The following is a 26659-nucleotide window of genomic DNA, read 5'->3' as shown; positions in this document are numbered from 1 at the left end:
CACTAATAATCTCGTATATAACGATAATCAAATTCAGTACTATCTAATACTGTACAATGATCATTAAAGTCGTCGCTGTTCATACTCTGTATGTCAATAATAACCGATTGCTCTTCTATATTTTTAGCAAAGCTCATTAGAAGCTGTTTGCCTCTCTTCGCATCAATTAGACAGCCAAATTCATAAATACTATAAAGCATAGCAAATTCATCACCTGCTTTTTCGGCTTGTAATAATAAAGCCTGGCCTTTTTCGTTATTAAGTATTTTTCCTAAAATAAATTGTGCGCGCGGGTTTTTCTTTTCATTAGCTAGGTAACGTAATATTACTAAAGCTTGGAAGCTATCTTGCGGGTAGGCTCCTTTATAATATCCTCGTTCATCGAAGTGTCTTCCTGACTGATACGCATAAGCATATGTTAATGCTTTTTTGGTGCTCATAGAGGCGAGGTTTTCATTATTTGTTTCAATATGCTTACCACGAAATTCAGCGGCACGCTGCTGATGTTGTTGTACCTCAATATCAATATGCTGCTGTTGCTGAAAAATAACGATACCTATTGCCGTGATAAAACCTGCAACAAGCGTTAAAACACTAACGACAGGAAGTACAATGAACCATCTATTTTTTAGCTTTTTTTGTTTTTGATAATCGGCAGATTCAAATAATTTATCAAATTCTTTATGGTCGTGCATTGATACATTAATGCGTGATATGTAGGCAGCTCCCCATGCGCCAAAAATATAAACCCCAACTAAAATAACCGCTAAAACGCCACCAACAAGAATAATCTGCAAATCCCACGCTACAAATACAATACAAGCATGAGCAATTAAACCTATTAGCGAAAATAAACGCTCGTATCCTCGACCATGAAACCGTACAGCTGCACCAACTAATGCACCACTAATGAGTAACATCACAGGACCTGCAGCTGGTTTTAACTCAAACAGAAATGCCCATAGAACTAAAATAGGAACACTCCAGAATGCAGCACCTAAAGCAGCTGAAAGTGCATTTTGTTTTGATATTTTTTGAAGTGCACTCTGTTTAGAATCTAGATCCATTTTCATTATTAGCCTTATTACTTTTTAAATTAATCATAATACAACTCGATATCAGTTTCAGCATTACTTGCTTACTGCATGAATTAAAAGAGTAAAGAATTGTTAAAAATAATTTTTAAGCTCACAATAACAAAAATACACTTTTTATTAGTTTGCTTGTGACTTAAAGTCCCTCAAATCAAAATGAATAGTCCTTTTTAAGAAGGCATAGGGCGGATTTTGTTTTATGCAAAACTAAAACACAGATGTCATGCTTAATACTATGACTCTGGAATCAGTAGTCGATGAGTAACCTAGTGCGCAAATACTAAATCTAACTTTTCAGGCTAACGCCCGACGCGCTAGCAAGCTATGCGCCTACAAAAGATATACATATACTTAGCTTTATAGGTGCAAACTGCATTGTAGAACAGTTGGGTTTCTTGTCACTCAACCCAACCTATGTAAGCTTTTTTTAAACAAAAAAACCTGCGGTTAATCAGGCTTTTAACTATGTAAAAATCGTATTTTTTAATACAAACATACTTGTTACTAAGTACGCTAAAAACGTAAGATCGTAATCAAATAGCGTTATCTGATAATTTTCGGCTTAATGTTACTCAAGTCTAAATGAATCGTCATTTCTACATTTTCAGGTTCTACCGCAACATCACTTAAACCCGTTCGAGTAAAATATTCTTCAAAGTTTTGCTGATATTTAGCCGAAAACTGCGTATACGCAGTAATAAACAAACTCAGCTTTTTAGCTATTATTGGGTAGGTTGCGGCAAGTTCCCGCAATTTTTCAGGTTCAGCAAAGGCAAATTCGGCGTAAGTATTAAAATCATTACCCATAGATGTTTTACCATAATCAGACAAAAAGCCTGCGCTATAATCTGGCGCTAACTCACCTTTTGTAAGTGCCTCAAAATTTGATACTGCAGCCTTCCAATCTCTATTTAATAAACTTTGCCATGTCATTACGCTAAATGGTGAGTTATTAAATATGAGTGAACTAAGTTCATGATGTACTCCACGATACGCATTTTCATAGTTAGCTTTTGTTTCATTCCATTGTGCAACATTAGATAAAGCTATCCATCTAGAACCATAAGTTCCGCCAGCCGCAGCTCCTTCAATAGTTATAGCGCCTACAATATAAATAGTATCAATTACTTCAGAAATAAATCCTTCTGGGTAAACTCCCAAGGCAGACTCAATCCCATCAAGAGTTTCAGCAACACTATCTAAAGAGGTTATAGTCACTTCAACATTCGCTAAAGTCCCCTCTTCTTCGGTAAAATCTTTCGGATAAGATTGCTTTGGATTATCTGTTTTTATATCGAGCTGGTATGTTTTTGCTAACCTATTAGCTTGTTCTGTTTCGCTTTCTTGGTAAGAGCATGCGTTCAAAAACAATAAAAAACTAAAAAAGACAAAAACTTTATTTTTCATTTAAACAATCCTTGTTTTGTGCCCTAAAAAAGCCTGCATATTTGCAGGCTTTCAAGGCATTTTATAAATAATTAAAACTCAGTATTTACAGCACACTTTTATAAGACGTTTTTATAACACAAGTATGCTTGTTACTAAGTACGCTATAAACGTCAATGCGCCACCAAATAAGGCATACGGTAACTGCGTTTTAACGTGGGTGAGTAAGTCACACCCCGATGCAATAGCCGATACTGCGCTGGTGTCGGATATAGGCGAGCAGTGATCGCCAAATATACCACCACCCAAAATAGCACCTACAACAAGCGATGGCGGTAAACCAAGCGCTTGAATAAGGGGCACACCAATTGGGATTAATATAGCAAACGTGCCCCACGATGTACCCGTAGTAAACGACATAACTGCGCCGGTTAAAAACAGCACTGGTACGATTAAGTAAATAGGTAGGTAGTCGCCAACAAGCGATGCTACAAATACGCCAGTACCCAATTCTTTTAAGCTTGCGCCAAGTGTAAGCGAAAGCAGTACAATGGCGACCAGTGGCATTAATTCGCCCATACCTTTAAAACCGGTATCAACTAATTGATGATGCGTAAATTTACGTGAGCCAATCATTAAAAAGTAAGCGACAACAATGGCTAAAACCGTTGCATATAATACTGATTTAGAACCGCTGCCCTCGGCTAGTACACCATTACCGGTGTAATACATAAAGCCAACCATGCTGGTAATAAGCGTAATAAGCGGGATTAACATGTAACGCGCTTTAGAGCCTTTTACTTCTTCTTTTAAGTCAGTTATTTGAAGCTCTAGTTTTTGTTCGGCTTCTTTCATTGGGCCATGCACTTTATCAAACGCGATGGTGTAAAAAACAATGACAAGGGTAATTATGGCGTAAAAGTTATACCCTACGCTGCCCCATAACACTGATACAGCCGACTCACCTAGCTCATAGTTACCTAACAAACCAAGTACAAATGCGCCCCAGCCGTTAAGTAGTATTAAAATACACACTGGCGCACTGGTGCTGTCAATAATGTACGCTAGACGCGCTCGGCTCATTTTAAATTTGTCGAATAAGCCACGCGATAAAATACCCGAGGTAAGTACGCTCAGGTTAGATTCTATAAACACCGCAATGCCGGTAAACATGGTTAAAAAGCCCACTTGGCGCTTACTTTTTGCAATACCTTTGTTCATTAGCATATTAACGGTTGCTGCAACGCCGCCAGATTCGCGAATGTAGGCAAGCAGTGCACCAATTAAAATACTAAATATTAATATGCGTGTATTACCTGGCGAACTGGCAACCGTAATAATACGTTCAATGGTATTTAAAAAAGTGTCAAACAAGCTATTACCTTCGCCCTGAAAGGCGAGTAAAAACTCAGAAGAAGCAACAGCAACAAGTAGCGCCATAATCACTTCTTTTCGCCAAAACACGATAGCAATCGCAATTAGCGGCGGTAAAATAGAATACCAATGCATAAAAAGTTAACCTTAATTATTAGCGAGTAAACCTCGCTTTGTACGCGTTTTAACGCTTATTTGTTAAGCCTAACAACATAAACCGGCTTAGTTTTATAGACCGCTTAGCTTAATGGATTGGCTTACTCAAGTCACCTGTAAATAAATCACTTAAGGTGGCACAGTTAGTACGTTTTAACCTATACGATAGCTTATTGATTTAGTAACGCTTCATAAATAAGCGACACTACCGATCCGTACTGTGCGGTTTCAAATTGTTTACCTGTAAATTCGTAACGTTTTTGCGAGCCTTTAATGGCACTATGGCGAGCATTGGTAAGTAAAACAATAGCTAAGTCGTAAGCGGGGTCAATTACGGTCACGGTCCCCGTCCAACCTGTGTGCCCGTATGCTTGTGCGCTTGCATAAGGGCCAAAGTGCCAACGCCTAGCTTGGTTGTTACCAGCAAGCCTAAAGCCAAGCCCGTAGGTTTCATCGCTTGATTGCGGCGTTAAAAATTGCGCTAAGGCGCTTGCACTAAATAATTGTTGGTCGCCGTAGCCACCATTATTTAGTAATAGCTGGCAAAGCACGGCTAAATCGTGGGCATTACTAAACAACCCTGCATGCCCTGCTACGCCATCAAGTGAGTAGTAAGCGCGCTCATCATGCACTTGGCCTTGTAAAACACTGGTGCGAACATTATCAAACTTAATGCGCCCGTCTCGTGTGTTGCCGCTAAGCTCAGTGGCTGCAAATTGCTGCGGCTTAAAGCCTTTTTTAAGTGGATTAAATAACGTGTTAGTTAATTTTAGTGGTGCGTACACTTGCTGCTCTAGATATTCGTCAAGGGGCTGCCCAGTTATGCGCTCAATGAGTACGCCTAAAATCATGTAATCAATATCTGAGTAAATAGGCTGCCCAGATGATTTACTACTAAAAGGGACGCTGGTAAGTAATAGCTGTTTGGTGGTTTTACTGTTTTGCGAATAAAACGCGTCGCCATTGCTGCCATCTTTACGATGAAAGTCAAATACTGGCGGGTATCCGGCGCTGTGAGTGAGTAAGTCTTTTACTGTGCGCATTGCTCGCCCTTCGCCTTTATATTCGCTTAGGTAGCTTTGCACGGGTTTATTAATATTTAACAGCCCTTCGCTTACTAATTTCATAAGTGCAAAGTTGGTGGCAAATATTTTGGTGTTTGAGGCAAGATCAAACAAAGTATTAGTTTGCATTGGCTCTGGGCGTAGTAACATTAAATCACTTTGCTGGTATTGCTTTGCATCGCCATAGGCGGTTAATTTTATTAGCTCACCATTTTTAACAACGGCCAACACAGCCCCAGGAAAACCCGCTTTTACATCGCGTTCAATTAATGTATCTACTTCAGTAAAATCTATATGCTTTTTTGGTTCATCGCTTAAAGTAGGAAATGCAAAACGCAGTGTTAAGCTTGCGCCAGCAGGGAGAATATTTTCAACCTTAAAGGTATTAACACCGTTGTGAGTATTTTTTGCCAAACTGTAATTGTATAGAGTATTGGCGCTTAGTTGGTTAACGTCGAGCTTTTGATTATTAATATAAATATCGGCGCTTTGTGCGTTGTGGTTTTGTATTAATAATTGCCCGCGCCCTTTGTAAGCTTTAAACGTTCCTCGGTTATTTACATAAAACCGGCTACTTGGATTTACCTCAGGAAACGTTACAACCACTTGTGCATTAGGCAGCTCTACAAGTTGGCTTTTTGTAAGTGGTAGCACCGAGCTAATAGGTTCAGGCGGTGTACTGCAACCCACAATAATAAAACTTAAAACCACTACAAACGCTTTTTTTATATAACCACGCCTTTTATTTTTTAAAGCAATAAACATGGGCGCCCTTATTTATATAACAAGTAAGGCGCTCTTTGCGCTTTAAATTGCGCAAGCCCCGCCTGCCAGCTTTGTTTTATTTGCACCTCTGATTGCCCTGCTTCAATAGCTAAGCGCAATTTATTAGTACCCGCTAGTTTATCCATAAAGTCTGCACGTTCAAAAAAAGAGATATTATTTTTACTAAGCTCCGTGTACGCACTTATTAAGTAAGTTAAATTTAGACCTGTGGTATTTACTTGTCTTAAATCGAGCCCTTGCACGGTTTGGTTTTTAAATTTAGGGTTTAAAGCAGCGCCTTTAATTGCGCGCGGTGTAAAATTAAAATCACCTAATGCAACTGGCGAATAGCCAATTACTTGAAATGCAAAGTCGGTGCCTCTTCCAATGCTGATAGGCGTTGCCTCAAAAAAACAAAGTGACGGGTAAAGCGCAATGGCTTGATCGTTAGGTAAGTTAGGGCTGGGTTTTATAGGCAAGCTGTAAGTACTTTTGCGAGTGTAATGATCAACAGGGATCACCGTTAATTTTAAAGCGGGCGCTTTATTGATCCAGCCCTCACCCTTGATCATTTTGGCAAGTTCGCCAACGGTCATTCCGTGTAAAACAGGAATTGGGTGCATGCCTACAAACGATTTAAATTCTGGCTCTAATATTGGCCCATTAACGTAGGCAATATTTGGGTTGGGTCTGTCGAGTACTAAAAATTCTATCCCCTGCTCTGCAGCGGCTTCCATCATGTAGTGCATAGAGCTTATGTAGGTATAAAAACGCACTCCCACATCTTGAATATCAAAAATAATCACATCAACATCGGCTAAAGCAGCTTGGCTTGGTTTTTTATTTTTACCGTAAATAGAAATAAGCGGAATCCCAGTTTTGCTATCAACGGCATTTTTTACATGTGCGCCCGCATCGTGATCGCCGCGAAAGCCATGCTCAGGTGCAAAAATTTTAGTTATATTAATATTTTTAGTCAGCAGCGCATCTACCAAGTGAGTTTGCCCTACCATTGATGTTTGATTAACTACTAGCCCTACACGTTTATTTTTTAACTGCGGTAAATATTTAGCATATTGCTGCGCACCTACTACAAGTGAGTTGTTAACTTCGTTGGCTTGCACGCTTGCAATAAAAATGGCGCTAAAAATAAAAAATAACGTAATAAATAGGGTTTTAAACATACTGCAATATCCTTTTAAACAAGGTGTTTAAAATAACATAGGTAATATTAAAGAGCAGCTTTAGAAAGGGGGTAAGTGGACTTAGATATAGTGATTAGAAGCTGGCGCTTCTCACGCGAGCAAGCTCAGCGTCTACAACGGATAAATAAGCTCGGAGTTTGAATTTAAAAGATTGGGCTGGTTTTGCTTGTAGGCGTGCAGCTTGCTGACGCGACAAACAACGATCGTAAACTTGCTGTGAATTTTATAGATTAGAAGCTGCCTCTTCTCACGCGAGCAAGCTCAGCGTCTACAACGAATGAATAAGCTTGGAGTTTAGATTTAAAGATTAGGGATGGTTTTGCTTGTAGGCGTGCAGCTTGCTGACGCGACGAGCGAAGCTCGTAAATAAAGTCTCAGTTAAATCGGTAGTAAATGATTAGAAGCTGGCGCTTCTCACGCGAGCAAGCTCAGCGTCTACAGCGGATAAATAAACTTGGAGTTTAGATTTAAAGATTAGGGATGGCTTTACTTGTAGGCGTGCAGCTTGCTGACGCGACGAGCGAAGCTCGTAAATAAAGTATCAGTTATATCGGTGGTAAGTGATTAGAAGCTGTCGCTTCTCACGCGAGCAAGCTCTGCGTCTACAACGAATGAATAAGCTCGGAGTTTAGATTTAAAGATTAGGGATGGTTTTGCTTGTAGGCGTGCAGCTTGCTGACGCGACGAGCGAAGCTCGTAAATAAAGCATCAGTTATATCGGTGGTAAGCGCTTCTCACGCGAGCAAGCTCAGCGTCTACAACGGATAAATAAACTTGGAGTTTAGATTTAAAGATTAGAGCTGTTTTTACTTGTAGGCGAACAGCTTGCTGACGCGACGAGCGAAGCTCGTAAATAAAGTATCAGTTATATCGGTGGTAAGTGATTAGAAGCTGTCGCTTCTCACGCGAGCAAGCTCTGCGTCTACAACGAATGAATAAGCTCGGAGTTTAGATTTAAAGATTAGGGATGGTTTTGCTTGTAGGCGTGCAGCTTGCTGACGCGACGAGCGAAGCTCGTAAATAAAGCATCAGTTATATCGGTGGTAAGTAATTAGAAGCTGGCGCTTCTCACGCGAGCAAGCTCTGCGTCTACAACGGATGAATAAGCTCGGAGTTTAGATTTAAAGATTGGGTTGGTTTTACTTGTAGGCGTGCAGCTTGCTGACGCGACGAGCAAAGCTCGTAAATAAAGCATCAGTTATATCGGTGGTAAGTAATTAGAAGCTGCCGCTTCTCACGCGAGCAAGCTCTGCGGCTACAGGAGTGGTAGCTTACACTTCACTTTATTTCGGGCACAAAAAAACCGACTTAATGTCGGCTTGTTATGAAAGTGGTGGGCGCAGGAGGATTCGAACCTCCGACCGCTCGGTTCGTAGCCGAGTACTCTATCCAGCTGAGCTATGCACCCACTTTCATAGATTGCTTATTTAAACTCTAAGCAGAGCGTATAAATTCAGGCATAAAAAAACCGATTTCCATCGGTTTATTTTTCTTACACTTAAAAGCGTATGAAAACATGAAAGTGGTGGGCGCAGGAGGATTCGAACCTCCGACCGCTCGGTTCGTAGCCGAGTACTCTATCCAGCTGAGCTATGCACCCACTTTCATTTTTACTATTACTTATTTTGACTCTAAGTGAGAGTTTAGCTTATTTATACTCTAAGCAGAGTCTATAAAGTGGTGGGCGCAGGAGGATTCGAACCTCCGACCGCTCGGTTCGTAGCCGAGTACTCTATCCAGCTGAGCTATGCACCCACTTTATAGTTTACTTATTTTAACTCTAAGTAGAGCTTTCGCTTATTTAGACTCTAAGCAGAGTTATTAAAGTATGGTGGGCGCAGGACGTATCTTCTAAGAATGAACCTCCGACCGCTTGGTTATAAAGCCAAACACTTTAATTGCTTATTTAGACTCTAAGCAGAGTTATTAAAGTATGGTGGGCGCAGGAGGATTCGAACCTCCGACCGCTCGGTTCGTAGCCGAGTACTCTATCCAGCTGAGCTATGCACCCATACTTTAAAACTTTACAAAACACGCCATTAAAAGAAATGGTGGAGAGGGAGGGATTCGAACCCTCGATAGAGCTACAAACTCTATACTCCCTTAGCAGGGGAGCTCCTTCGGCCACTCGGACACCTCTCCGTCTTGTGGGGCGTATAATAAAGATTTCAGAAAATATGTCAAACACTTTTCTACCAAAAACGACTATATGGTTATAGATTGCACATATGCTTGGTTTTAAAGTGTAATTAGTTTGAAAATTAAGCGGCTTATGAGTCTTCAGAGTGAGGATTAATACCTTCAACTGGTACTAACTCATCTGTTAGGTTTGCAAGGTACTGCTCTTGATACCCCAACTGCTGAAACTCAGCAATACAGGCTCTATAGTAAGCTTGTCGTTCTTGCTCTGTCGTACAGAGTTCTGACGACTCTTCAACGCGTTTATTTTTCATTTTATTATTCTATAAGTCCGTTTGATTATTCTTAGTTAAAGCGTACAACCTAGGCCGCTTAAATTTTCGCCATAGTGTAGCTAAAAAAGTTACATAAATACAACGAAATGTTTAAAAAACAGTCATAATAAAAAGTTATAATACTAACCAAATTTGTTTAAAAGAATCAAAACAAACAATATCAAATGCTTAAGTTTATAAAAACAGCGCCACCCTAATCAAAAACAATTAACAAATTACATCTTTTTATTTACGAAGTACCTTGTTAAAAGCATACCTTTATTGTCTAGGCTTTAAACACAAAAACGCCGCGATTAGGCGGCGTTTATTAACTTACTTTGTTTTACTCAAAGCTTAGTCAGCTTGTGGACGCATATGCGGGAACAAAATAACGTCTTTAATTGTAGATGAGTCAGTAAATAACATTACTAAACGGTCAATACCAATACCTTCACCTGCAGTTGGCGGTAAGCCGTACTCAAGTGCGCGTATGTAGTCTTCATCGTAATGCATTGCTTCATCATCGCCTGCGTCTTTCTCTTCAACTTGACGAGTAAAGCGCTCAGCTTGGTCTTGTGCATCATTAAGCTCAGAGAAACCATTTGCAAGTTCACGACCGCCAACAAAAAACTCAAAACGGTCTGTAACAAATGAGTTTTCGTCGTTACGACGTGCAAGTGGTGATACTTCCCAAGGGTAGCCAGTAATAAACGTAGGTTGAATAAGCATGTGCTCTGCTGTTTCTTCAAATATTTCACACAAAAACTTACCTGGGCCCCAAACACAGTTTTCAGGAATTTTAACGTGCACTTGTTTAGCGTACGCTTTTAATTCGTCAAAGTGGTTTTCTGGGTCATTAAATACCGCAGCATCAAACTCAGGGTTATATTTTAAGATAGCGTCTGCCATGCTTAAACGTGTAAACGGTTGGCCAAAGTCATACTCAACTGAGTCAGTTACTTCGCCGTTTTCGTCTTTCGTTGTATTTATAACAATTGGGCTACCCAATACGTTAGTTGCAACCGTACGTAGCATGTCCTCGGTGATGTTCATCAGGTCGATGTAATCAGCGTATGCTTGGTAAAATTCAATCATTGTGAATTCTGGATTGTGACGTGTAGATAACCCTTCGTTACGGAAGTTGCGGTTAATTTCAAACACACGGTCAAAACCACCTACCACTAAGCGCTTTAAGTAAAGCTCTGGCGCTATACGTAAGTACATGTCGATATCAAGCGCGTTATGGTGAGTTACAAACGGACGCGCAGATGCACCACCAGGTATAACCTGTAGCATTGGTGTTTCTACTTCCATAAAGTCACGCTCTGCTAAAAAGCGACGAATGCCTTCAACTACTTGTGAACGAATACGGAATGTTTCGCGCGTTGCTTCGTTAGTAATTAAGTCAACGTAACGTTGGCGGTACTTTGTTTCTTGATCTGATAAGCCATGGAATTTTTCAGGTAACGGACGAAGTGACTTAGTTAGTAATTGATACTCAGTCATTTCTACGTATAAATCGCCTTTACCCGATTTATTTAACGCGCCTTTAACACCAATAATATCGCCAGTGTCTAGCTGACCATATTTTTCTTTAAGATCTTTTTGAACATCTTTAGATGCATACGCTTGTACGCGACCTTTCATGTCTTGAATTACAAAAAACGGTCCACGCTTTGCTAAAATACGTCCAGCAATAGACACAACTTCTTGTAGTTCAACTAATTCTTCTTTGCTCTTATCACCAAACTGGGCTTGCAAATCAGCCGTGTAATGCTCACGACGGAATTGGTTTGGATGACCGTTGGCTGGGCAATTTTCGCGTATCGCGTCTAACTTGCCGCGACGCTCAGCGATTAACTTGTTTTCGTCTTGGATTTTATCAGTCATTTTTTAGCTCTTTATTAGCTTGGTGGTTATAGGCCAGATTTAAGGCTGGCTTCAATAAATTTATCTAAGTTACCGTCAAGTACCGATTGGGTATTGCGGTTTTCAACGCCGGTACGTAAATCTTTAATGCGTGCGTCATCAAGTACGTATGAACGTATTTGGCTACCCCAACCTATATCAGATTTAGCATCTTCTTGCGTTTGTTTTTCAGCATTTTGCTGCTGTAGCTCAAGCTCAAATAATTTAGCTTTTAATTGCTTCATCGCTTGGGCTTTATTTTTATGCTGTGAACGCTCGTTTTGACACTGCACTACGGTGTTTGTTGGTACGTGAGTAATACGAACTGCCGATTCGGTAGTGTTAACGTGCTGACCACCCGCGCCTGATGCACGGTAAACATCTATACGTAGATCTGACGGATTAATATCAATTTCAATATTATCGTCAATCTCTGGGTATACAAACGCAGAAGCAAACGAAGTATGACGACGACCACTTGAGTCAAATGGGCTTTTACGTACTAAACGGTGAACGCCTGTTTCTGTACGTAACCAACCGTAAGCGTATTCGCCAACAAAGCGAACTGTTGCACCTTTAATACCAGCAACATCACCGTCGGTTGCTTCAACTAGCTCAACTTTAAAGCCTTTAGCCTCGCCCCAACGTAAGTACATACGAAGTAGAATGTTACACCAGTCTTGTGCTTCAGTACCGCCAGAACCCGATTGTAAATCAAGGTACGCATCGTTTGAGTCATGAGGACCTGAAAACATACGACGAAACTCTAAGCCTTCTAACTGCGCATTCAAATCAGCGAGTTCGCTTTGTGCTTCATCAAAGGTATCTTGATCTTCGGCTTCTACAGCAAGTTCAAGTAAACCTTCAACGTCGTCAGTACCGGCTACAAGGTTGTCGATTGTTTCAACAACGGCTTCTAATGCTGATTTTTCACGGCCAAGCGCTTGTGCGCGTTCAGGCTCATTCCATACGGCTGAATCTTCAAGTTCGGCGTTAACTTCTTCTAAGCGTTCTTGTTTAAGAGCGTAGTCAAAGGTACCCCCGAAGCAACTCAGTACGTTCGCGAATTTCCTTGATTTGGTTAATCACAGGATTCACTTCAAACATGGTCATTACTCCAAAATGGCTGATTTACGCGCGTTTATACCGCGTAAGTTATCGTCAAATGATAAAAACGCCCGATTTTAACAAAAAACTGCGCGCTTTATTAGCCTTTTATGCATGCTTTGTGCATATTTTTTAGTACACTTTTTCAAGTTCTCTGGCTATTAATTGCAGTGTAAATTTACCTCTAAACTCATTTATATCGAGTTGGTACGCTACTTTTACAAACTTCGCTTCTGTGTCGGGCCATTCTTTTACATCAATACCAAAGGCAATGGCGTCTACTAATCTCCCTGATTGATGCTTTAAAACGAGCTTTAAATGCTTTTCGCCGACTATGCGCTGCTGTATTACTTCAAAGGTGTGCTCAAACACTGGCTCAGGAAATTGCTGCCCCCACGGGCCCGATTGCTTTAATAGTTGAGCAAACTCCATAGTAAAGCAGTCGTTTGGCAGCTCACCGTCAGTAAACACAATGCAGCGCTTACTTTCTTCACTAAGTTGCGCGCTAACTGCGGCATCAAACGCTTTTTTAAAGTCGTTAAAGTGCTGCTCGTTAATACTTAAACCAGCGGCCATTGCGTGGCCACCAAATTTATTAATTAAGTGTGGGTCGGCTGTATTGAGTCCTTCGAGTAAATCGCGCATGTGTAGCCCTTCAATAGAGCGGCACGAGCCTTTAATTTCACCGTTTTCGCCACCAGCAAATATAACGGTTGGACGGTGGTATTTTTCTTTCAAGCGACCAGCCAAAATACCAATAACACCTTGATGCCAATCATCTTGAAACAAACAAATAGCATCAGGGATGCTATCGTCGCTAAATGCGAGCCTATCAAGCACAGCTTGTGCCTCCACTTGCATGCCTTGTTCTATTTCGCGCCTTGCAAAGTTTAAGCTATCGAGCTCGCTCGCTATACTGCGCGCTTGGTTTATGTCGGTGCTGAGCAAGCACGCTATACCTAAACTCATGTCGTCTAATCGCCCTGCTGCATTTAAACGCGGCGCAAGTGAAAAGCCAAAGTCGCTTGCGCTTAAGCGCGCTGCATTGCGGTTAGCCACTTCAATAAGCGCGGTGATGCCTGGGCGTGTTTTACCACTGCGAATACGTGCTAAACCTTGATGTACTAAGGTGCGGTTATTTGCATCAAGTGCGACCACGTCAGCAACCGTACCAAGCGCTACAATATCGAGCAAGTTAGCTAAATTAGGCGGCGGTTGCTGCTCAAAATAACCAAGGTCTCGCATTACGCTTCTCAGTGCTATCAGTAAGTAAAAAGCAACGCCAACGCCTGCTATAGATTTAGACGGGAAGTTACATTCGTGCCTATTTGGATTTACTATTGCATCGGCATTTGGCAGCTGCTCACCTTGTAAATGGTGATCTGTTACCAGCACTTTTATGCCAACCGCTTTTAAAATATTAATACCGGCAATACACGATATGCCGTTATCTACGGTGATCACTAAATCAGGCTTAATTTGTACTATTTGCTCTGCAAGTGCGGGGCTCAAGCCATAACCTAAGCTAAACCGGTCCGGAATTAAGTAATCTAAATGCTTAAAACCAAACATCTCAAGGCCTTGCATTAAAGTGGCCGTACTCGTTGCGCCATCAGCATCAAAATCGCCGACTATTAATATTTGGCTTTGCGCTTTTAATGCTTCAATTAATAAATCGCTGGCTTTGTCGATGTCTTTGAACAATTTAAAGTCGTGAAGCGTAGCTACGCTGTTATTTAGCTCTTCGGCATTGAATACATTGCGGTTAGCATAAATTTGTTTAATTACAGGGTGTAAATTACTCGGTAAATGCGAGTCGTCAACGTTTTCACGCGCAATGATTAGTTTTTTCATGCAGAGTTTTAACTTATTGAGTCGTACTAAAAAGACAAAAAAAGGCCATTAAGGCCTTTTTATTAACTATAAAACGTATTACGACGCTTTGTTAGCATCTAATGCTGCTTTTAATGCTGCTGCAGGCTGGTAACCTGGGATCATCGTACCATCTTCTAAAACAATAGCCGGCGTGCCGCTAATACCAAAGCTTTGACCTAGCTGGTAATGCTCAGCAACTGGTGCATTACACCCTGCAATTACTTTAGTGTCTGCGCCCGACTTAGCCTCAGTCAGTGCTTCTTGCTGATCTTTAGCACACCACACATTCATTAAATCAGCATAACCAGAACCTTGTAGCCCACCACGCGGAAATGCAAGATACTTAACGGTAATACCTTCATCGAGTAAATCATCTAGCTCACGGTGCAACTTACGACAGTAGCCACAGCTAATATCAGTAAATACGGTAATGCTGTGCTTTTCGTTTGGTGCTTTATACACAATCATCGAATCTTCGTATTCTTTAATGCCTTCAACGCGCACGCCGTTTAATGCTTGCTCAGTTAGGTTATTACGATTATTCAAATCGATTAACGTACCTTGCATTAAAAATTGACCATCTGGACTTGCGTAAAGCACGCCTTTGTTGGTAATAAGCTCTTTTAACCCTGCAACTGGACTTGGGTTAATTTGCTTAACCGTTACGCCTAAAGTCGCAAATTTAGTCACTATAGGATCATTAGCATCAGGAGCTACAGCAACGCCATTTGCAAATGCACTAATACTTGTGCACAACATGGCACCTGCTAACATTAATTTTTTCATAATTTTCTCTATTCCAAAAGTACTTATAAATTGACCGGCTTAGTGCTATTTAATTTCAAATTAAGCACGCGGGTGATGCTGCGCATGCACCGATTTTAAACGTTCATTAGCAACATGGGTATAAATTTGTGTGGTTGATAAATCACTGTGGCCCAACATCATTTGTACCACACGTAAATCTGCCCCATGGTTTAATAAATGCGTAGCAAAAGCATGGCGCATTGTATGGGGCGATATTGGAGACTCAACTGCTGCCAAAATAGCATAGTGTTTAATTCTATGCCAAAAGGTTTGTCTCGTCATGCCAACACCGCGCTTAGACGGAAACACAAAATCGGTGGCGTGTTTTATCATTTGCGCACGCCCGACCTTTAAAAATTGCTCAAGCCAGTACATGGCTTCCTCGCCAAGTGGCACTAAGCGCTCTTTATTACCTTTACCTTTTACAAACACCACAGCTTGGCGCAAATTAATTTGCTCCATACGCAACCCAACAAGCTCACTTACACGCAAACCCGTTGCATAAAGTAGTTCAAGCATCGCCTTATCGCGCAGTCCCATCGCTTCTTCTGTATTGGGCGCATTTAACAATGCCTCAACTTCAGCTTCTGAGAGTGTTTTAGGTAACGACTGCCCTGCTTTTGGTTGAGCAATATTTAGCATGGGCGAATCACTAATTATTTTTTCGCGCACAAAGTACTGATAAAAACGCTTTAGCGCACTAATACTACGTGCCGTACTACGTGGTTTTAATCCTAAATCAACTCTGTGAGCTAAGTAACCCTCTATATCAAGCCCGGTTACCGTCATTAAGTTTTCGCCCTTTAAAAATAGGCAAAACTTATCTAAATCGCTGCGATAAGCACTTAATGTGTTTTCGCTTACGCCTTGCTCTAAGTACAGGCTATCTAAAAAGGTTTCTAGGTAGTCGCTATTACTGCTCATACTGCTGTCATTTTCAAAAGAATCGTCAGATAGCGTTGTCACATTATGCTCTCATGCTTTGCTAAGGTATCAATTAAAAATACCTTACGGTAAACTTGAGCCTATCATATCAGGCAATTACACAGTGATAAATACGATGCAAATTGGTTTATTTTTTGGTTCTACTACGTGCTACACCGAAATGGCAGCAGAAAAGATTCGCGACATTATTGGTGCCGATATAGTTACCCTGCACAATATTAAAGACGAGCCACTAAAAAATGCGCAGCAGTACGACTTTATCATCTTTGGTATTTCAACATGGGATTTTGGTGAAATACAAGAAGACTGGGAGTCAAAATGGGACGACATAGCCGACGTAAACCTAAGCGGTAAAACCATTGCTTTATTTGGCATGGGCGATCAGCAAGGTTACGGGCAGTGGTTTCAAGATGCGCTAGGGATGCTGCACGACGAAATAAATACGCAAACATTTACCCAACTTGGTTTTTGGTCCAACGACAGTAGTTACGAGTTTGAAGCTTCAAAAGCGCTAACTCCCGATGGCAAACAATTTGTAGGGCTCGCACTGGACGAAGACAGCCAATACGAGCTAAGTGATGACCGTATTGCGACTTGGGTTGAACAAGTAATGACTGAATACGGCGAAACGCTTTAACTAAAATTGCGTAGCCATTATTGCTACGCTACAAAGTAATTACTCAACCCTTAGCCAATATTGGTTACGGAAAAAAAAGCCAATGTAACCACGAACTTCAAGTTTCTGACCTTCATCTTGCACTGTGAGCTGTAAGGTGTAGGTTTTACCATTTGTTGGGTCAAGTATTTCGCCATCTCCCCAAACGTCATCATCCTCAGCTTTTACATCAGTAATAATAGTCATTCCTAAAATAGGCTGATCTTTTAGCTCATCATCACATTTATTGCATGTATCATTTTGTTTTGTAGGGTCTAGAATAGTTTCAACTTTACCGCTTAAAGTACCGTTGGTTTGGGTAATACGTACATACGACTTAGCTTGGTTTGTATCCTCGTCAATCGTTTTCCAAAGCCCAACTGGGGTCATGGCTGCCAGTGCACTTTGGCTTGCCAAAACAACCGCAGAGAATGTACTTAGTAGTATTATTTTATTTAATTTTTTCATTGTGTTGTCTTAATTCAATGTAACTAATGAGTGAATCATAACAGGTGATTTATAAACACACTATGAAAGAACAGTACCTAAAAAACCTAAACTAATAATCATTAGCTTAGGCTTAGGTTCAAATATAGGCTTTTTATTTATTTTTTAAAAACTACGAATGGCTACACTTGAGTTATTAAACTCAAATTTATTAATTTTTCCGCATTGCGCCATATGATTAGTGCTTGTATAAGGTGTATTGTTTTGAGCAATAGCAGTCTCCCATCCTTGGCCGTTTTTAATGAATGCTTTTAGTTCAAACCATCCATTAACCGCTTTACTGCAATCCATATCTACATCAAGCATCCAATAGTGTTCGCCCCATATATTTAAAGATGTCACACCAAAACCATCTGTGTTTACCGTTTTTTCAGCGCCCCAACCTGCTGGCCAAACATTCGCTGTCCAGTCGGTCGCAGAACCTTCTGCTTCGCTACTTTGCCCATTTTCTATGCCATACCAATCAAGGTAGTTATCATTTGCTTTCCAAGGGCTTGTTGTCACGTTTTTTAAATTATTATGACGAATAGGCATTGCACACTCAAAATTACTTGTTTGGCAGTTTCGACCCAGATTTGCGTTTGCATAAGCGTGATCTACACCACCGCGCAAAAACATATCTTGTCCACTTTGCGTTTGTGCATTAATAAAAATAACCGTGCGTTGCCAGTCACTCCCTGTATTTGGCACAGAGCTTGTATTTAACTTGGCATTTTTATGAATTGCCATTGCATCCCAAGCACCAATATTGAGATTAATAGTACCGTCGGAATTAACCGTTATAACCTCGCCACTACAACTTTTAGCATCAGCCGACAACTCGCCTTTTAGCACATTACAGTATTGCCCAGGCGCCATGTCTGTTTGCACCGTTGCAATGAGTGTTGAGTCTTCTTTGTTAATAGCCATATGACCCGAGCTACCTCGACCAAATGATATTTGATTATTCGTGTTATCCCACCAATTTGTTACTGCCCAATTGTCGGCGGTGTTATTTCTAAAATCGACCCCGCCTGCAATATATGACCAGCGATGCTCACACTTCCAATTACTAGCAAAACACTCTAAGTTACCATTATTATGTACAGGTACGTTTGGCCCACCAGCATCTGTATCACCATGAAAATCATAACTCGACATTACTTTTGGATAACCGTACGGATAAGCCAACATAAATACATTGGCTAAGTCATATAAGCGGCCATCCTCAAAGGTAATTACATTACCAGCGCCGCCATGACCACGTTGATTATCGTGATTATCTACAAAAACCACCGCAGAAGAGCTAGGCATAAAGCCCCACCCTTCGCCAAAATTACTCAGCCATGCAAGCGAGCCGTTTCTAAAAGTATTACCAAGCTCAGTGCTATATTTAAATTCAGTTACTAAACCAGTGCTTAAATATTCAGAGGCGCCAACAGCCTCTCCACCTTGATCAATCACTTCTTGAAAAACCACTGGCGAGCCATTTACTTTGGCCATTAAACTTTGGATATCGCTTGCGGCAACATGTTTAGAAGCATCAAACCGAAAGCCTTTTACGCCAATAGCTTGTAAGTCGTTAATATATGCTGCAATGGTATTTTGCACATAGTTTGAAGCGGTATCTAAATCGGCAAGTCCAACGAGTTCACAATTTTGTACTCGGTAGCGATCGTTGCCATAATCAGAGCTATTAATGGTACAACTTTCATGAAAATCTTGTGGGCTATAAATAGGAAAGCTTTTATTACCAAAACTATTACCCGCTGTGCCTGTGCCACTTCCTGCTGCCATATGGTTAATAAGCGTATCAACATAAATATCAACCCCAGCTGCACTACAGCGATTTACCATATCAATAAACTGTGCACGGTTACCGCCACGACTTTGCAGTTCATAACTTACAGGCTGATAGCGTGTCCACCATTGGCCTCCTGTAATGTGTTCATTAGGTGGCGATACCTGCACTGCAGCATAGCCTTTTGGTCCTAAATACTGTTCACATTCTTGCGCTACATCTTGCCAATTCCATTCAAACAAATGCACAAATGTGGTGGGCGTAGCTGTGGCAATACTAGGTAAGAGCAACCCTAGACTTAAACCTGCGGTGGTGATTATTTTATTGAGTTTCATAGTGTGTGATCCAATTGTTGAGCGAGCAAAACAACTACTCGATGTTATTTACAAGTGGTTAACACTAGGCTTATAGTCGATGAAATAAAAACTGAATACGTATGCATAACGGGTAAACTATCCTTTATTACTAAATAACCTTCATTACTAAGTAACTTACATTTTTAAATAAAATGTTTTGCACAAAGCTATATAATCAGCAGTGTAGGTATTATCTAAGTTTCTAATACACAGGGTTGATGATTCTAAATCGCTTTTTACGTAGCTAAATGTCATTAAACTGCGGCTAATATCTTTATTGGGCGTGGCTTTTACTTGGCAGTGAGTGTTTAAATAAAGCCCATTTTGAGTAGCAAGCTCAATAAATAATGCGCCTTCAACGCTTGGGAGTATTAAGTTAAAGCGAGAGCGACTATGGCTTAAACGTTTAAACGCATTTATTAACTCTTCAAAACTTAAGCCGTCGGTATGGCGCGCGGTATTACGCGCAGCATTATCGCCTTTTAAACTGTGATTAAAATACGGTGGATTGGAGATAACAACATCAAACTTAACTTCACTACTAAAGCTTTGAATAGTTTGGTGCTTAATACTTATTGTTGGCCACGGACTATTAGCTACATTTTGTAATGCTTGGGTATAGGCGCTTTCGTCAATTTCTACCGCAGTTATATCAAGCTCATTACTGCGCTGCTTACACATTAATGCTAGTAAGCCGGTGCCTGTGCCTATATCAAGTAATGACTTTGCACCGCTTAAATTAGCCCATGCGCCAAGCAAAATGCCATCGGTAGAAACTTTCATTGCACAGTGGTCGTGTTCAACTTTAAATTGTTTAAATACAAAACCAGACATTTTTTCACCTTTTCATTCACCAAGCGCAGCATAGCGCGTATAATCAGGGTAATTGTCCCTTATTTTAGACACTCTATGCAATTTTCTGAATTTGATCTTGATAACAAGCTACTCGATGCCATTAATAAAATGGGCTACGAGACGCCAACCAGCATTCAACAACAAGCTATTCCTGAAGCACTACAGGGGCGCGATATTTTAGCATCTGCGCCTACTGGTACAGGTAAAACAGCGGCATTTTTAATTCCGGCTATTCAGTACTTACTGGATTTCCCACGTCGTGATCCTGGTTTTGCGCGCGTCCTCGTTATGACCCCGACTCGTGAGTTGGCTTATCAAATTCATGAACAATGTGAACTACTAGCTAAACGCACACACCTAAAAATTGGTGTAGTAACAGGCGGTATTAACTACGGCACGCATAAAGAAATTTTCGAAAAAAATAACGATATTTTAATCGCCACACCAGGTCGATTAATGGAATACCTAGAAACCGAAAACTTTCATGCTGAACATGTAGAAATGCTTATTATTGATGAAGCAGATCGCATGTTAGATATGGGTTTCAAAAAAGAAATGAGCCGTATTTGTGACGAAGCTAAAAATCGTCGCCAATGTTTTTTATTCTCAGCAACACTTGAAGGTGACAGCGTAGAAAGGTTTGCTGAAAAAACATTAAACGACCCAGCTCTATTAGAAGCCGAATCGTCACGTAAAGAAAAAGCAAAAATTCATCAGTGGGTACATTTAGCCGACGATTACCATCATAAGCTTGAATTGTTAGTTAACACGCTAAAAAATCCTGACGTGACTAAAGCAATTGTGTTTGTTAAAACTCGCGAACGCTTAGAAACATTGATTGGTGAACTTACAACTAATGATGTAAAAGCAGCGTGGTTACGCGGCGAAATGCCACAAGACAAACGTATGAAAGCCATGGAAAACTTCCACAGTGGTAAAACAAGCATATTAGTTGCTACCGACGTAGCTGCACGTGGTATTGACGTATCTGACATCAGTCACGTTATTAACTTTGATATGCCGCGCACTGCCGACGTATATGTACACCGTATTGGTCGTACTGGCCGTGCTGGTAAAAAAGGCATAGCAATATCGTTAGTTGAAGCACATGACATTGGCATTTTATATAAAGTAGAGCGCTACGTTGAGCAAAAGTTAAAACGCCGTGTAATTAGAGGTGTTGAGCCACAGCATAAAGAAGCTAAGCCACCGGCTAAAAAGCGTAAAGATCCAGTAAAAATGAAAGCCAAGAAAAAGGCCAAGGTTAAAAAGAAGAAGTAACCTAAAACATTTTTATACTAAGCCGGCTTTTGCCGGCTTTTTAATGCAAGCCTTACAGGCTCTGGTGTTTGTACCCGTTACATATGTAACCCAAGCATGTAACTCATACCCATTTAAATGTAATTTTTGCCCACCTTAATTCCCACTTAATAAAATTATCTTATATTTCATAGCGTTAATATTGGCACCGAAATTGTAACTACAAAGATAACCTAGCCGATGGAATTTCCATTTTGTGGCTGCACGATTCACCGTAATGTAAGGATTAAGTTATGAACCGCTTCAAGTTAACTATCGCTTTAGTATCATTTTGTTGTTTATTTTTATTAGTTTGCGCTACAAAGGTAAGTGCAGCAACCAACATGGCAGTAGTAAGCAGTGTAGCCACTCAACCTAACCTACAACAAACTATCACCAACACCCTACGAACTAATCCTAACTTAGCGTTAAGTGATATTCGTGTGCAGGTAAAAAATGGTGAAGTAGATTTGTACGGTGAAGCACAAACTGGTTTTCAGCGCGCACTAGCTCAAAAATTTCTAGAAAATATAGATGGGGTTAAAATCATTCGTAACAAAATTAGCGTTATTTAATACGTACCACATAAACCTATTTATATAACTAATTCGTAAGCGCGGCTTGTTACTCCAACACAAGCTGCGCTTTTTTATTTTAATTTTTCTAATTGTTTAGTCACATCACTTATTTTAAAACTACTTTTTTGCGAAGAATAACTATCAACAAATACCTCTTCGAAATTGCTCACTGTAGAATCTTCATTTAACTCAAAAGGAAAACCCTTAAGTTCCTTTGTTTTTGTGTTGAACTTATAAATAAAATTATTGCCACTCAAACCAGCTGAAAAAATATATTGTTCGTTATTCAACCATCCACCGGTTTGATGAAACAAACCGATATTAAACTGGTTAGTTGTTTGATGAAGTCCAACCTTGAGTATATGACTTTCATTAAATGCAGACTTGGTTATTTCAATTGTTGGTAAAAACCAAAAACCTTGGGTGTCACCTGCAAAAACGGCTAAAAACTCACCATCGGGAGACCAACTAACAAAGTTACTTTCAGACTTTTCCCTAGCGCATAAAATACCATCCGATCTGCAAAATTCTCGTAACTGCTCTTTTGCAATGTATACCGTTTTATTTGGTAGGGTAAGTGCGTTTATAGGGGTATCGTTCTTATTAAGAAAAAGTATTTCAGCAGTATTGTCATCTACATTTAATTTATAGCTCAAACCATACTTAAAATTATGTTTTTCACTCGTACTCTGCTTATTACTTATTGATGTACACCCAAGCATGAAGCTTAATAAAGTAAGGGTTATGAACTGTAGTAATGCTACTTTACGCATTGATAAACTATTTAAATTAATAATGGTCATATTGTAATCACATTATCAGTTATGGCAAATAACACGGTTATCATAATAAACAAAAACCGATTAAATTTGGCTTACCCTGTTCAGGCTTAATAATTATTAAAAGCATGTACTAAAAAGCGCAATTTTACTCTGTAAAAATGCGCTGTTGGTAAGTAACTATTTCCCAATGCTTTTGGCTAATGTGTTTTAACTAAATTACTCACTTTGGCTAGAGTCAGCACCGTCGCTACTATTTTTAGTTGATGACTGCGGGCTTATTTTATCGCTTATCATGGCATCGAGTTTCTCACCGCCCTTAATGCCAAAGTCGAGCGTACGAATTGGGAAAGGAATACTAATATCAGCTTCGTCGAGTGCCTGCTTAACGGCAACAACCCCTTTGTGGCGTACCGTCATAAAGTCAGGCTCGCCTGGGTATTTAATCCAAAACCACACCAGTAAGTTAATGCTGCTGTCGCCAAAACCTTCAGCATATACAGCGGTTTCGTCTTTACGTATTACAAAGTCAAATTCGTTAATTTTATCGACTATAACGTCTTTTGCTTTTTCTATGTCGTCGCCATACGAAATACCTACGGGTACTTCTATACGTCTTATACCTAGCGTGGTGTAATTTTTTAGTACATTTCTAAATAAGACTTTGTTTGGTACAAGTATTAGTTGCCCGTAAAAGCTCTCTATTAGCGTGTTACGTAGGTTTATAGAATGCACCGAACCAAACACATCATCGGTTTCTATTACATCACCTGTTTTAAATGGCTTGCGTACACCCATTGCTATACCAGCAATTAGGTTTTCGGTCATGTCTTGAAACGCAAAACCAATGGCCAAACCCACAATACCCGCACCAGCAAGTAGCGAAGTGACGGTGCCTTTTAGGCCAACAAAATCGAGCGCTATAAATAAACCTATGCACAACACAATAACTTTGAATATTGACGCCATTAAATCGGCAATTTGCGTTGAGTCGAGAGAGCGGCGCAACACGTTTTTCATCAGCTTGCCAGCAAAGCGCGCCAATATTGAAAATACTATGGCAATTACAATTGCCACTATAAAATTAGGGATATGGCTTATTACAACATCAAACCACCCTCCGAGCTTTTCTTCTATTAGTTTTTCGGCTTCGCCAACTGACGGAATGCTGATCATTTTATTTGCACCTATTTAGTTAGTGTTCTCATTAATATTAGATGAGGTTGCAAATATAACGCCAACATCAAAAAAGCCATGCGGTGCATGGCTTTTTAACTATTTAATTAAGTTTACGCTCAGTTTAATTTTGTTCGTCGCGCATAAATACAGGCTCAAGCTCTTTAACTGTTGCCTCAGGGCTAAAGTAATAACCCGCCACAGTAAACTCTTTAAGTTGGCTTAATTGCGTTACTTTATTTTCGATAATGTAGCGCGCCATCATACCGCGTGCTTTTTTAGCGTAAAAGCTAATTACCTTGTATTGACCGTTTTTACAGTCTTTAAAGTGTGGGGTAATAATTTGTGCATTTAATGCTTTTTTATCTACCGCTTTAAAGTATTCGTTTGAAGCAAGGTTAACTAAGTATTGCGCGTCTTGTGCTTTTAATACTTCGTTTAGTTTGTTCGCTATTACGCTGCCCCAAAACTCGTATAAGTTTTTGCCACGCGAGTTTTCAAGCTTGGTGCCCATTTCAAGACGGTAAGCTTGCATTAAATCAAGTGGTTTTAATAAGCCGTATAAGCCAGAAAGTATACGTAAATGGTTTTGTGCGTAATCAAGCTCGCTAGCTTTAAGCGTGCTTGCATCTAAACCGCCGTATACATCGCCATTAAAGGCAAGTGCGGCTTGTTTAGCATTACTTTGTGTGAACGGCTGCGCCCACTCGCTAAAGCGTGCAGCGTTAAGCCCAGATAGCTTATCGCTAATTTTCATTAAACTGCCAATTTGCGCTGGTGTTAGTTCACGGCATACTTTCATGAGCTCTTCGCTGTGCTCTAGTAATTCAGGCTGAGTGAACTTGTCTGTTGCGGGTGGCGTTTCGTAATCAAGATTTTTTGCAGGTGAAATAACAGTGATCATAGTTAGCTATTGACTTGTAATTTATTTAGTGTCAATTTCAACATTAAATGAAACGAAAAGCACGTTTTGTTTAAATAAATCCTCTCTTAATAACCCATGCATTACCGTTTTTTTATTGATCAGGACATAAGACCTATCAAGCATTGTCACACTGTTGCAGTATGGATTGTATATATTAAGAGTGATTAGATTTTTCTTTTAACTTGCTTGGAATGAGGAAAGCAAATGACTTCAGCTCTACAAAGGCTAAAACAACATTCATCTATCGTAGCCGACACTGGTGATATTGAAGCTATTAAAAAGCATCAACCAGAAGATGCAACTACAAACCCGTCGCTTTTATTAAAAGCGAGCGAGATTGAAGCATATAAGCCTTACCTAGATAAAGCTTGGAGCTACGCAAAAGAAACCGAGCAAGAGCCTGCTAAACAACTTGAACTAGCATGCGATTACTTTGCCGTATTACTAGGTAAAGAAATTAGCGCTATTGTACCTGGTTATATTTCTACTGAAGTAGATGCACGCCTTTCGTTTAATACGCAAGCTACGATTGATAAAGCACATACCCTACTTAGCCTTTACGAAAAAGAAGGTGTAAGCAAAGACAAAATTTTAATTAAAGTAGCGTCTACGTGGGAAGGTATTAAAGCCGCTGAGCAGCTAGAAAAAGAAGGGACTAAATGTAACCTTACTTTATTATTTAGCGATGCCCAAGCCCGCGCGTGTGCCGATGCAAACGTATTTCTAATTTCGCCATTTGTTGGCCGTATTTTAGATTGGCACGTTGCTAACGGTATGGAAAAACCAACCGATCCGCTACAAGATCCAGGTGTTCAGTCTGTACGCAGCATTTTTGAATTTTACAAACGCCATGACTACAAAACAGTTGTGATGGGTGCAAGTTTCCGTAACACAGGCGAAATTATTGCACTTACAGGTTGTGACAAGCTAACTATTAGCCCTAATCTTTTAGAAGATTTAGGCAACCTTGAAGGCGCACAAGAATACTTGCTGCAAAGCGATGTTCCACAAGAGCCAAAACCAGAGCCATTAACAGAAGCACAGTTCCGTTGGTTACATAACCAAGATGCTATGGCTACTGAAAAACTAGCTGAAGGTATTCGCTCTTTTGCTGATGCACAAGAACAACTAGAGGCGCGCTTTAAAGCAATGTAATTTGCTATAATCGTGTTTTAAAAACGTCGCAATAGCGGCGTTTTTTTATGCCTAAAATACGCTACCCCTCTATATAATCTTCATATCGACTTCATATAATCCTCGTATAAACCTTCATCAATTAATCACACTTACGTAACATAACTGTCACTTTTTTGTTCTATTTTAGCTAGGCCTGTGGTATAGGTATTCTTGAGGTCATAAATCAATAGGAGAAATTCATGGATAGCCTAAACGATATATTAGAGATATTAGAAGGTCCTGATACAACTAGAAAAACCTCTCAAAAGAATAAAAAAAGGAAGTGGCGTGAAATAGAAGCAATAAAAGACAAACAGCGCCTACGCAAAGAACTACAAGAACTAGATTATTTTACAGACAGTATTGCAATTGATGAGCTCGATTTTTAATTCAATACGCCCCAACTAAACAAAAAGGCTTCCAGAATCTGGAAG

General features: G+C 40.1%; 22 protein-coding genes and 5 tRNA genes. 5 read left to right on the top strand and 22 right to left on the bottom strand.

Translation table 11 applies throughout. The features are described from left to right. Nucleotides 1-2 precede the first annotated feature (2 nt). From LOS73_RS02945 to xerD, 16 genes are all read right to left on the bottom strand, one after another. On the bottom strand, nucleotides 3-1073 hold the full coding sequence (locus LOS73_RS02945) for a hypothetical protein (RefSeq protein WP_007378822.1): 1071 nt from the start codon (nucleotides 1071-1073) through the stop codon (nucleotides 3-5). A 564-nt stretch (nucleotides 1074-1637) separates the two neighbouring features. Continuing rightward, a complete protein-coding gene (locus LOS73_RS02940; protein WP_457934449.1) occupies nucleotides 1638-2501 on the bottom strand; it encodes a hypothetical protein in 864 nt (287 codons plus the stop codon). Nucleotides 2502-2612: 111 nt separating this feature from the next. Next, nucleotides 2613-3989, bottom strand: a complete 1377-nt coding sequence (locus tag LOS73_RS02935; RefSeq protein WP_457934448.1) for a Na+/H+ antiporter NhaC family protein — start codon at nucleotides 3987-3989, stop codon at nucleotides 2613-2615. Nucleotides 3990-4180: 191 nt separating this feature from the next. Then, nucleotides 4181-5839 carry a penicillin binding protein PBP4B gene (pbp4b, locus tag LOS73_RS02930; protein ID WP_457934447.1) on the bottom strand — a complete coding sequence of 553 codons (1659 nt, stop codon included), beginning with the start codon at nucleotides 5837-5839 and terminating at the stop codon, nucleotides 4181-4183. 8 nt (nucleotides 5840-5847) lie between these two features. After that, nucleotides 5848-7023: an exo-beta-N-acetylmuramidase NamZ family protein gene (locus LOS73_RS02925; RefSeq protein WP_457934446.1), complete on the bottom strand. Its 1176-nt coding sequence runs from the start codon at nucleotides 7021-7023 to the stop codon at nucleotides 5848-5850. 1352 nt (nucleotides 7024-8375) lie between these two features. Beyond that, nucleotides 8376-8452, bottom strand: a tRNA-Arg gene (locus LOS73_RS02920). A gap of 115 nt (nucleotides 8453-8567) precedes the next feature. Continuing rightward, nucleotides 8568-8644 (bottom strand) — tRNA-Arg (locus tag LOS73_RS02915). Nucleotides 8645-8722: 78 nt separating this feature from the next. Then, nucleotides 8723-8799: transfer RNA gene (locus tag LOS73_RS02910), tRNA-Arg, on the bottom strand. Nucleotides 8800-8978: 179 nt separating this feature from the next. Beyond that, a tRNA-Arg gene (locus LOS73_RS02905) sits at nucleotides 8979-9055 on the bottom strand. A gap of 38 nt (nucleotides 9056-9093) precedes the next feature. Further along, a tRNA-Ser gene (locus tag LOS73_RS02900) sits at nucleotides 9094-9186 on the bottom strand. A gap of 128 nt (nucleotides 9187-9314) precedes the next feature. Continuing rightward, a complete protein-coding gene (locus LOS73_RS02895; RefSeq protein ID WP_007376465.1) occupies nucleotides 9315-9497 on the bottom strand; it encodes a hypothetical protein in 183 nt (60 codons plus the stop codon). 354 nt (nucleotides 9498-9851) lie between these two features. Next, entirely contained in the window at nucleotides 9852-11387 is a 1536-nt protein-coding gene (gene lysS, locus LOS73_RS02890; protein WP_007376466.1) for a lysine--tRNA ligase, read from the bottom strand. A 26-nt stretch (nucleotides 11388-11413) separates the two neighbouring features. Continuing rightward, nucleotides 11414-12512 (bottom strand): peptide chain release factor 2 gene (gene prfB / locus LOS73_RS02885; RefSeq protein WP_096793749.1). Its coding sequence is split into 2 segments (ribosomal slippage): nucleotides 11414-12436 and nucleotides 12438-12512, totalling 1098 coding nucleotides; the frame shifts between segments, so codons are not numbered across the junction. Nucleotides 12513-12644: 132 nt separating this feature from the next. Then, on the bottom strand, nucleotides 12645-14366 hold the full coding sequence (recJ, locus tag LOS73_RS02880; protein ID WP_096793750.1) for a single-stranded-DNA-specific exonuclease RecJ: 1722 nt from the start codon (nucleotides 14364-14366) through the stop codon (nucleotides 12645-12647). A 78-nt stretch (nucleotides 14367-14444) separates the two neighbouring features. After that, entirely contained in the window at nucleotides 14445-15173 is a 729-nt protein-coding gene (dsbC, locus tag LOS73_RS02875; RefSeq protein WP_033040415.1) for a bifunctional protein-disulfide isomerase/oxidoreductase DsbC, read from the bottom strand. Nucleotides 15174-15233: 60 nt separating this feature from the next. After that, a complete protein-coding gene (gene xerD, locus LOS73_RS02870; RefSeq protein WP_008136396.1) occupies nucleotides 15234-16160 on the bottom strand; it encodes a site-specific tyrosine recombinase XerD in 927 nt (308 codons plus the stop codon). A 94-nt stretch (nucleotides 16161-16254) separates the two neighbouring features. Between xerD and fldB the strand changes: the two genes are divergently transcribed. Beyond that, nucleotides 16255-16776, top strand: coding sequence for a flavodoxin FldB (gene fldB / locus LOS73_RS02865; protein ID WP_008136395.1), 522 nt, complete (start codon nucleotides 16255-16257; stop codon nucleotides 16774-16776). Nucleotides 16777-16815: 39 nt separating this feature from the next. Here the strand turns inward: fldB and LOS73_RS02860 are convergent, their stop codons facing one another. The 3 genes from LOS73_RS02860 to LOS73_RS02850 form a co-directional block, all read right to left on the bottom strand. Beyond that, nucleotides 16816-17262 (bottom strand): DUF2147 domain-containing protein, encoded by a 447-nt coding sequence (locus LOS73_RS02860; RefSeq protein ID WP_033031353.1) that lies wholly within the window; start codon nucleotides 17260-17262, stop codon nucleotides 16816-16818. Between the two features lie 144 nt (nucleotides 17263-17406). Continuing rightward, nucleotides 17407-19416: an alpha-amylase gene (locus tag LOS73_RS02855; RefSeq protein WP_033023380.1), complete on the bottom strand. Its 2010-nt coding sequence runs from the start codon at nucleotides 19414-19416 to the stop codon at nucleotides 17407-17409. 156 nt (nucleotides 19417-19572) lie between these two features. Next, nucleotides 19573-20271, bottom strand: a complete 699-nt coding sequence (locus LOS73_RS02850) for a tRNA1(Val) (adenine(37)-N6)-methyltransferase (RefSeq protein ID WP_457934445.1) — start codon at nucleotides 20269-20271, stop codon at nucleotides 19573-19575. Nucleotides 20272-20346: 75 nt separating this feature from the next. On the opposite strand from LOS73_RS02850, the gene srmB reads away from it, so the two are divergent. Beyond that, the gene (srmB, locus tag LOS73_RS02845) at nucleotides 20347-21573 is read left to right on the top strand and encodes an ATP-dependent RNA helicase SrmB (RefSeq protein ID WP_007376476.1); all 1227 of its coding nucleotides are present in this window, start codon (nucleotides 20347-20349) and stop codon (nucleotides 21571-21573) included. A gap of 272 nt (nucleotides 21574-21845) precedes the next feature. Beyond that, nucleotides 21846-22166, top strand: a complete 321-nt coding sequence (locus LOS73_RS02840; protein WP_457934444.1) for a BON domain-containing protein — start codon at nucleotides 21846-21848, stop codon at nucleotides 22164-22166. A gap of 74 nt (nucleotides 22167-22240) precedes the next feature. Here LOS73_RS02840 and LOS73_RS02835 read toward each other — a convergent pair whose 3' ends face one another. The 3 genes from LOS73_RS02835 to yaaA form a co-directional block, all read right to left on the bottom strand. Next, nucleotides 22241-22972 carry a hypothetical protein gene (locus LOS73_RS02835; protein ID WP_306724196.1) on the bottom strand — a complete coding sequence of 244 codons (732 nt, stop codon included), beginning with the start codon at nucleotides 22970-22972 and terminating at the stop codon, nucleotides 22241-22243. A gap of 195 nt (nucleotides 22973-23167) precedes the next feature. After that, nucleotides 23168-24124, bottom strand: coding sequence for a mechanosensitive ion channel family protein (locus LOS73_RS02830; RefSeq protein WP_007376479.1), 957 nt, complete (start codon nucleotides 24122-24124; stop codon nucleotides 23168-23170). Nucleotides 24125-24248: 124 nt separating this feature from the next. Next, nucleotides 24249-25028 (bottom strand): peroxide stress protein YaaA, encoded by a 780-nt coding sequence (yaaA, locus tag LOS73_RS02825; protein ID WP_007376480.1) that lies wholly within the window; start codon nucleotides 25026-25028, stop codon nucleotides 24249-24251. Between the two features lie 225 nt (nucleotides 25029-25253). On the opposite strand from yaaA, the gene tal reads away from it, so the two are divergent. Further along, nucleotides 25254-26204 (top strand): transaldolase, encoded by a 951-nt coding sequence (gene tal, locus LOS73_RS02820; RefSeq protein WP_008136388.1) that lies wholly within the window; start codon nucleotides 25254-25256, stop codon nucleotides 26202-26204. A gap of 221 nt (nucleotides 26205-26425) precedes the next feature. Next, nucleotides 26426-26614 carry a DUF3545 family protein gene (locus tag LOS73_RS02815; RefSeq protein WP_002961395.1) on the top strand — a complete coding sequence of 63 codons (189 nt, stop codon included), beginning with the start codon at nucleotides 26426-26428 and terminating at the stop codon, nucleotides 26612-26614. Nucleotides 26615-26659 lie beyond the last annotated feature (45 nt).

This window comes from Pseudoalteromonas sp. SCSIO 43210 (assembly GCF_054133285.1).
This window is presented reverse-complemented; position numbering and strand designations above follow the sequence as displayed.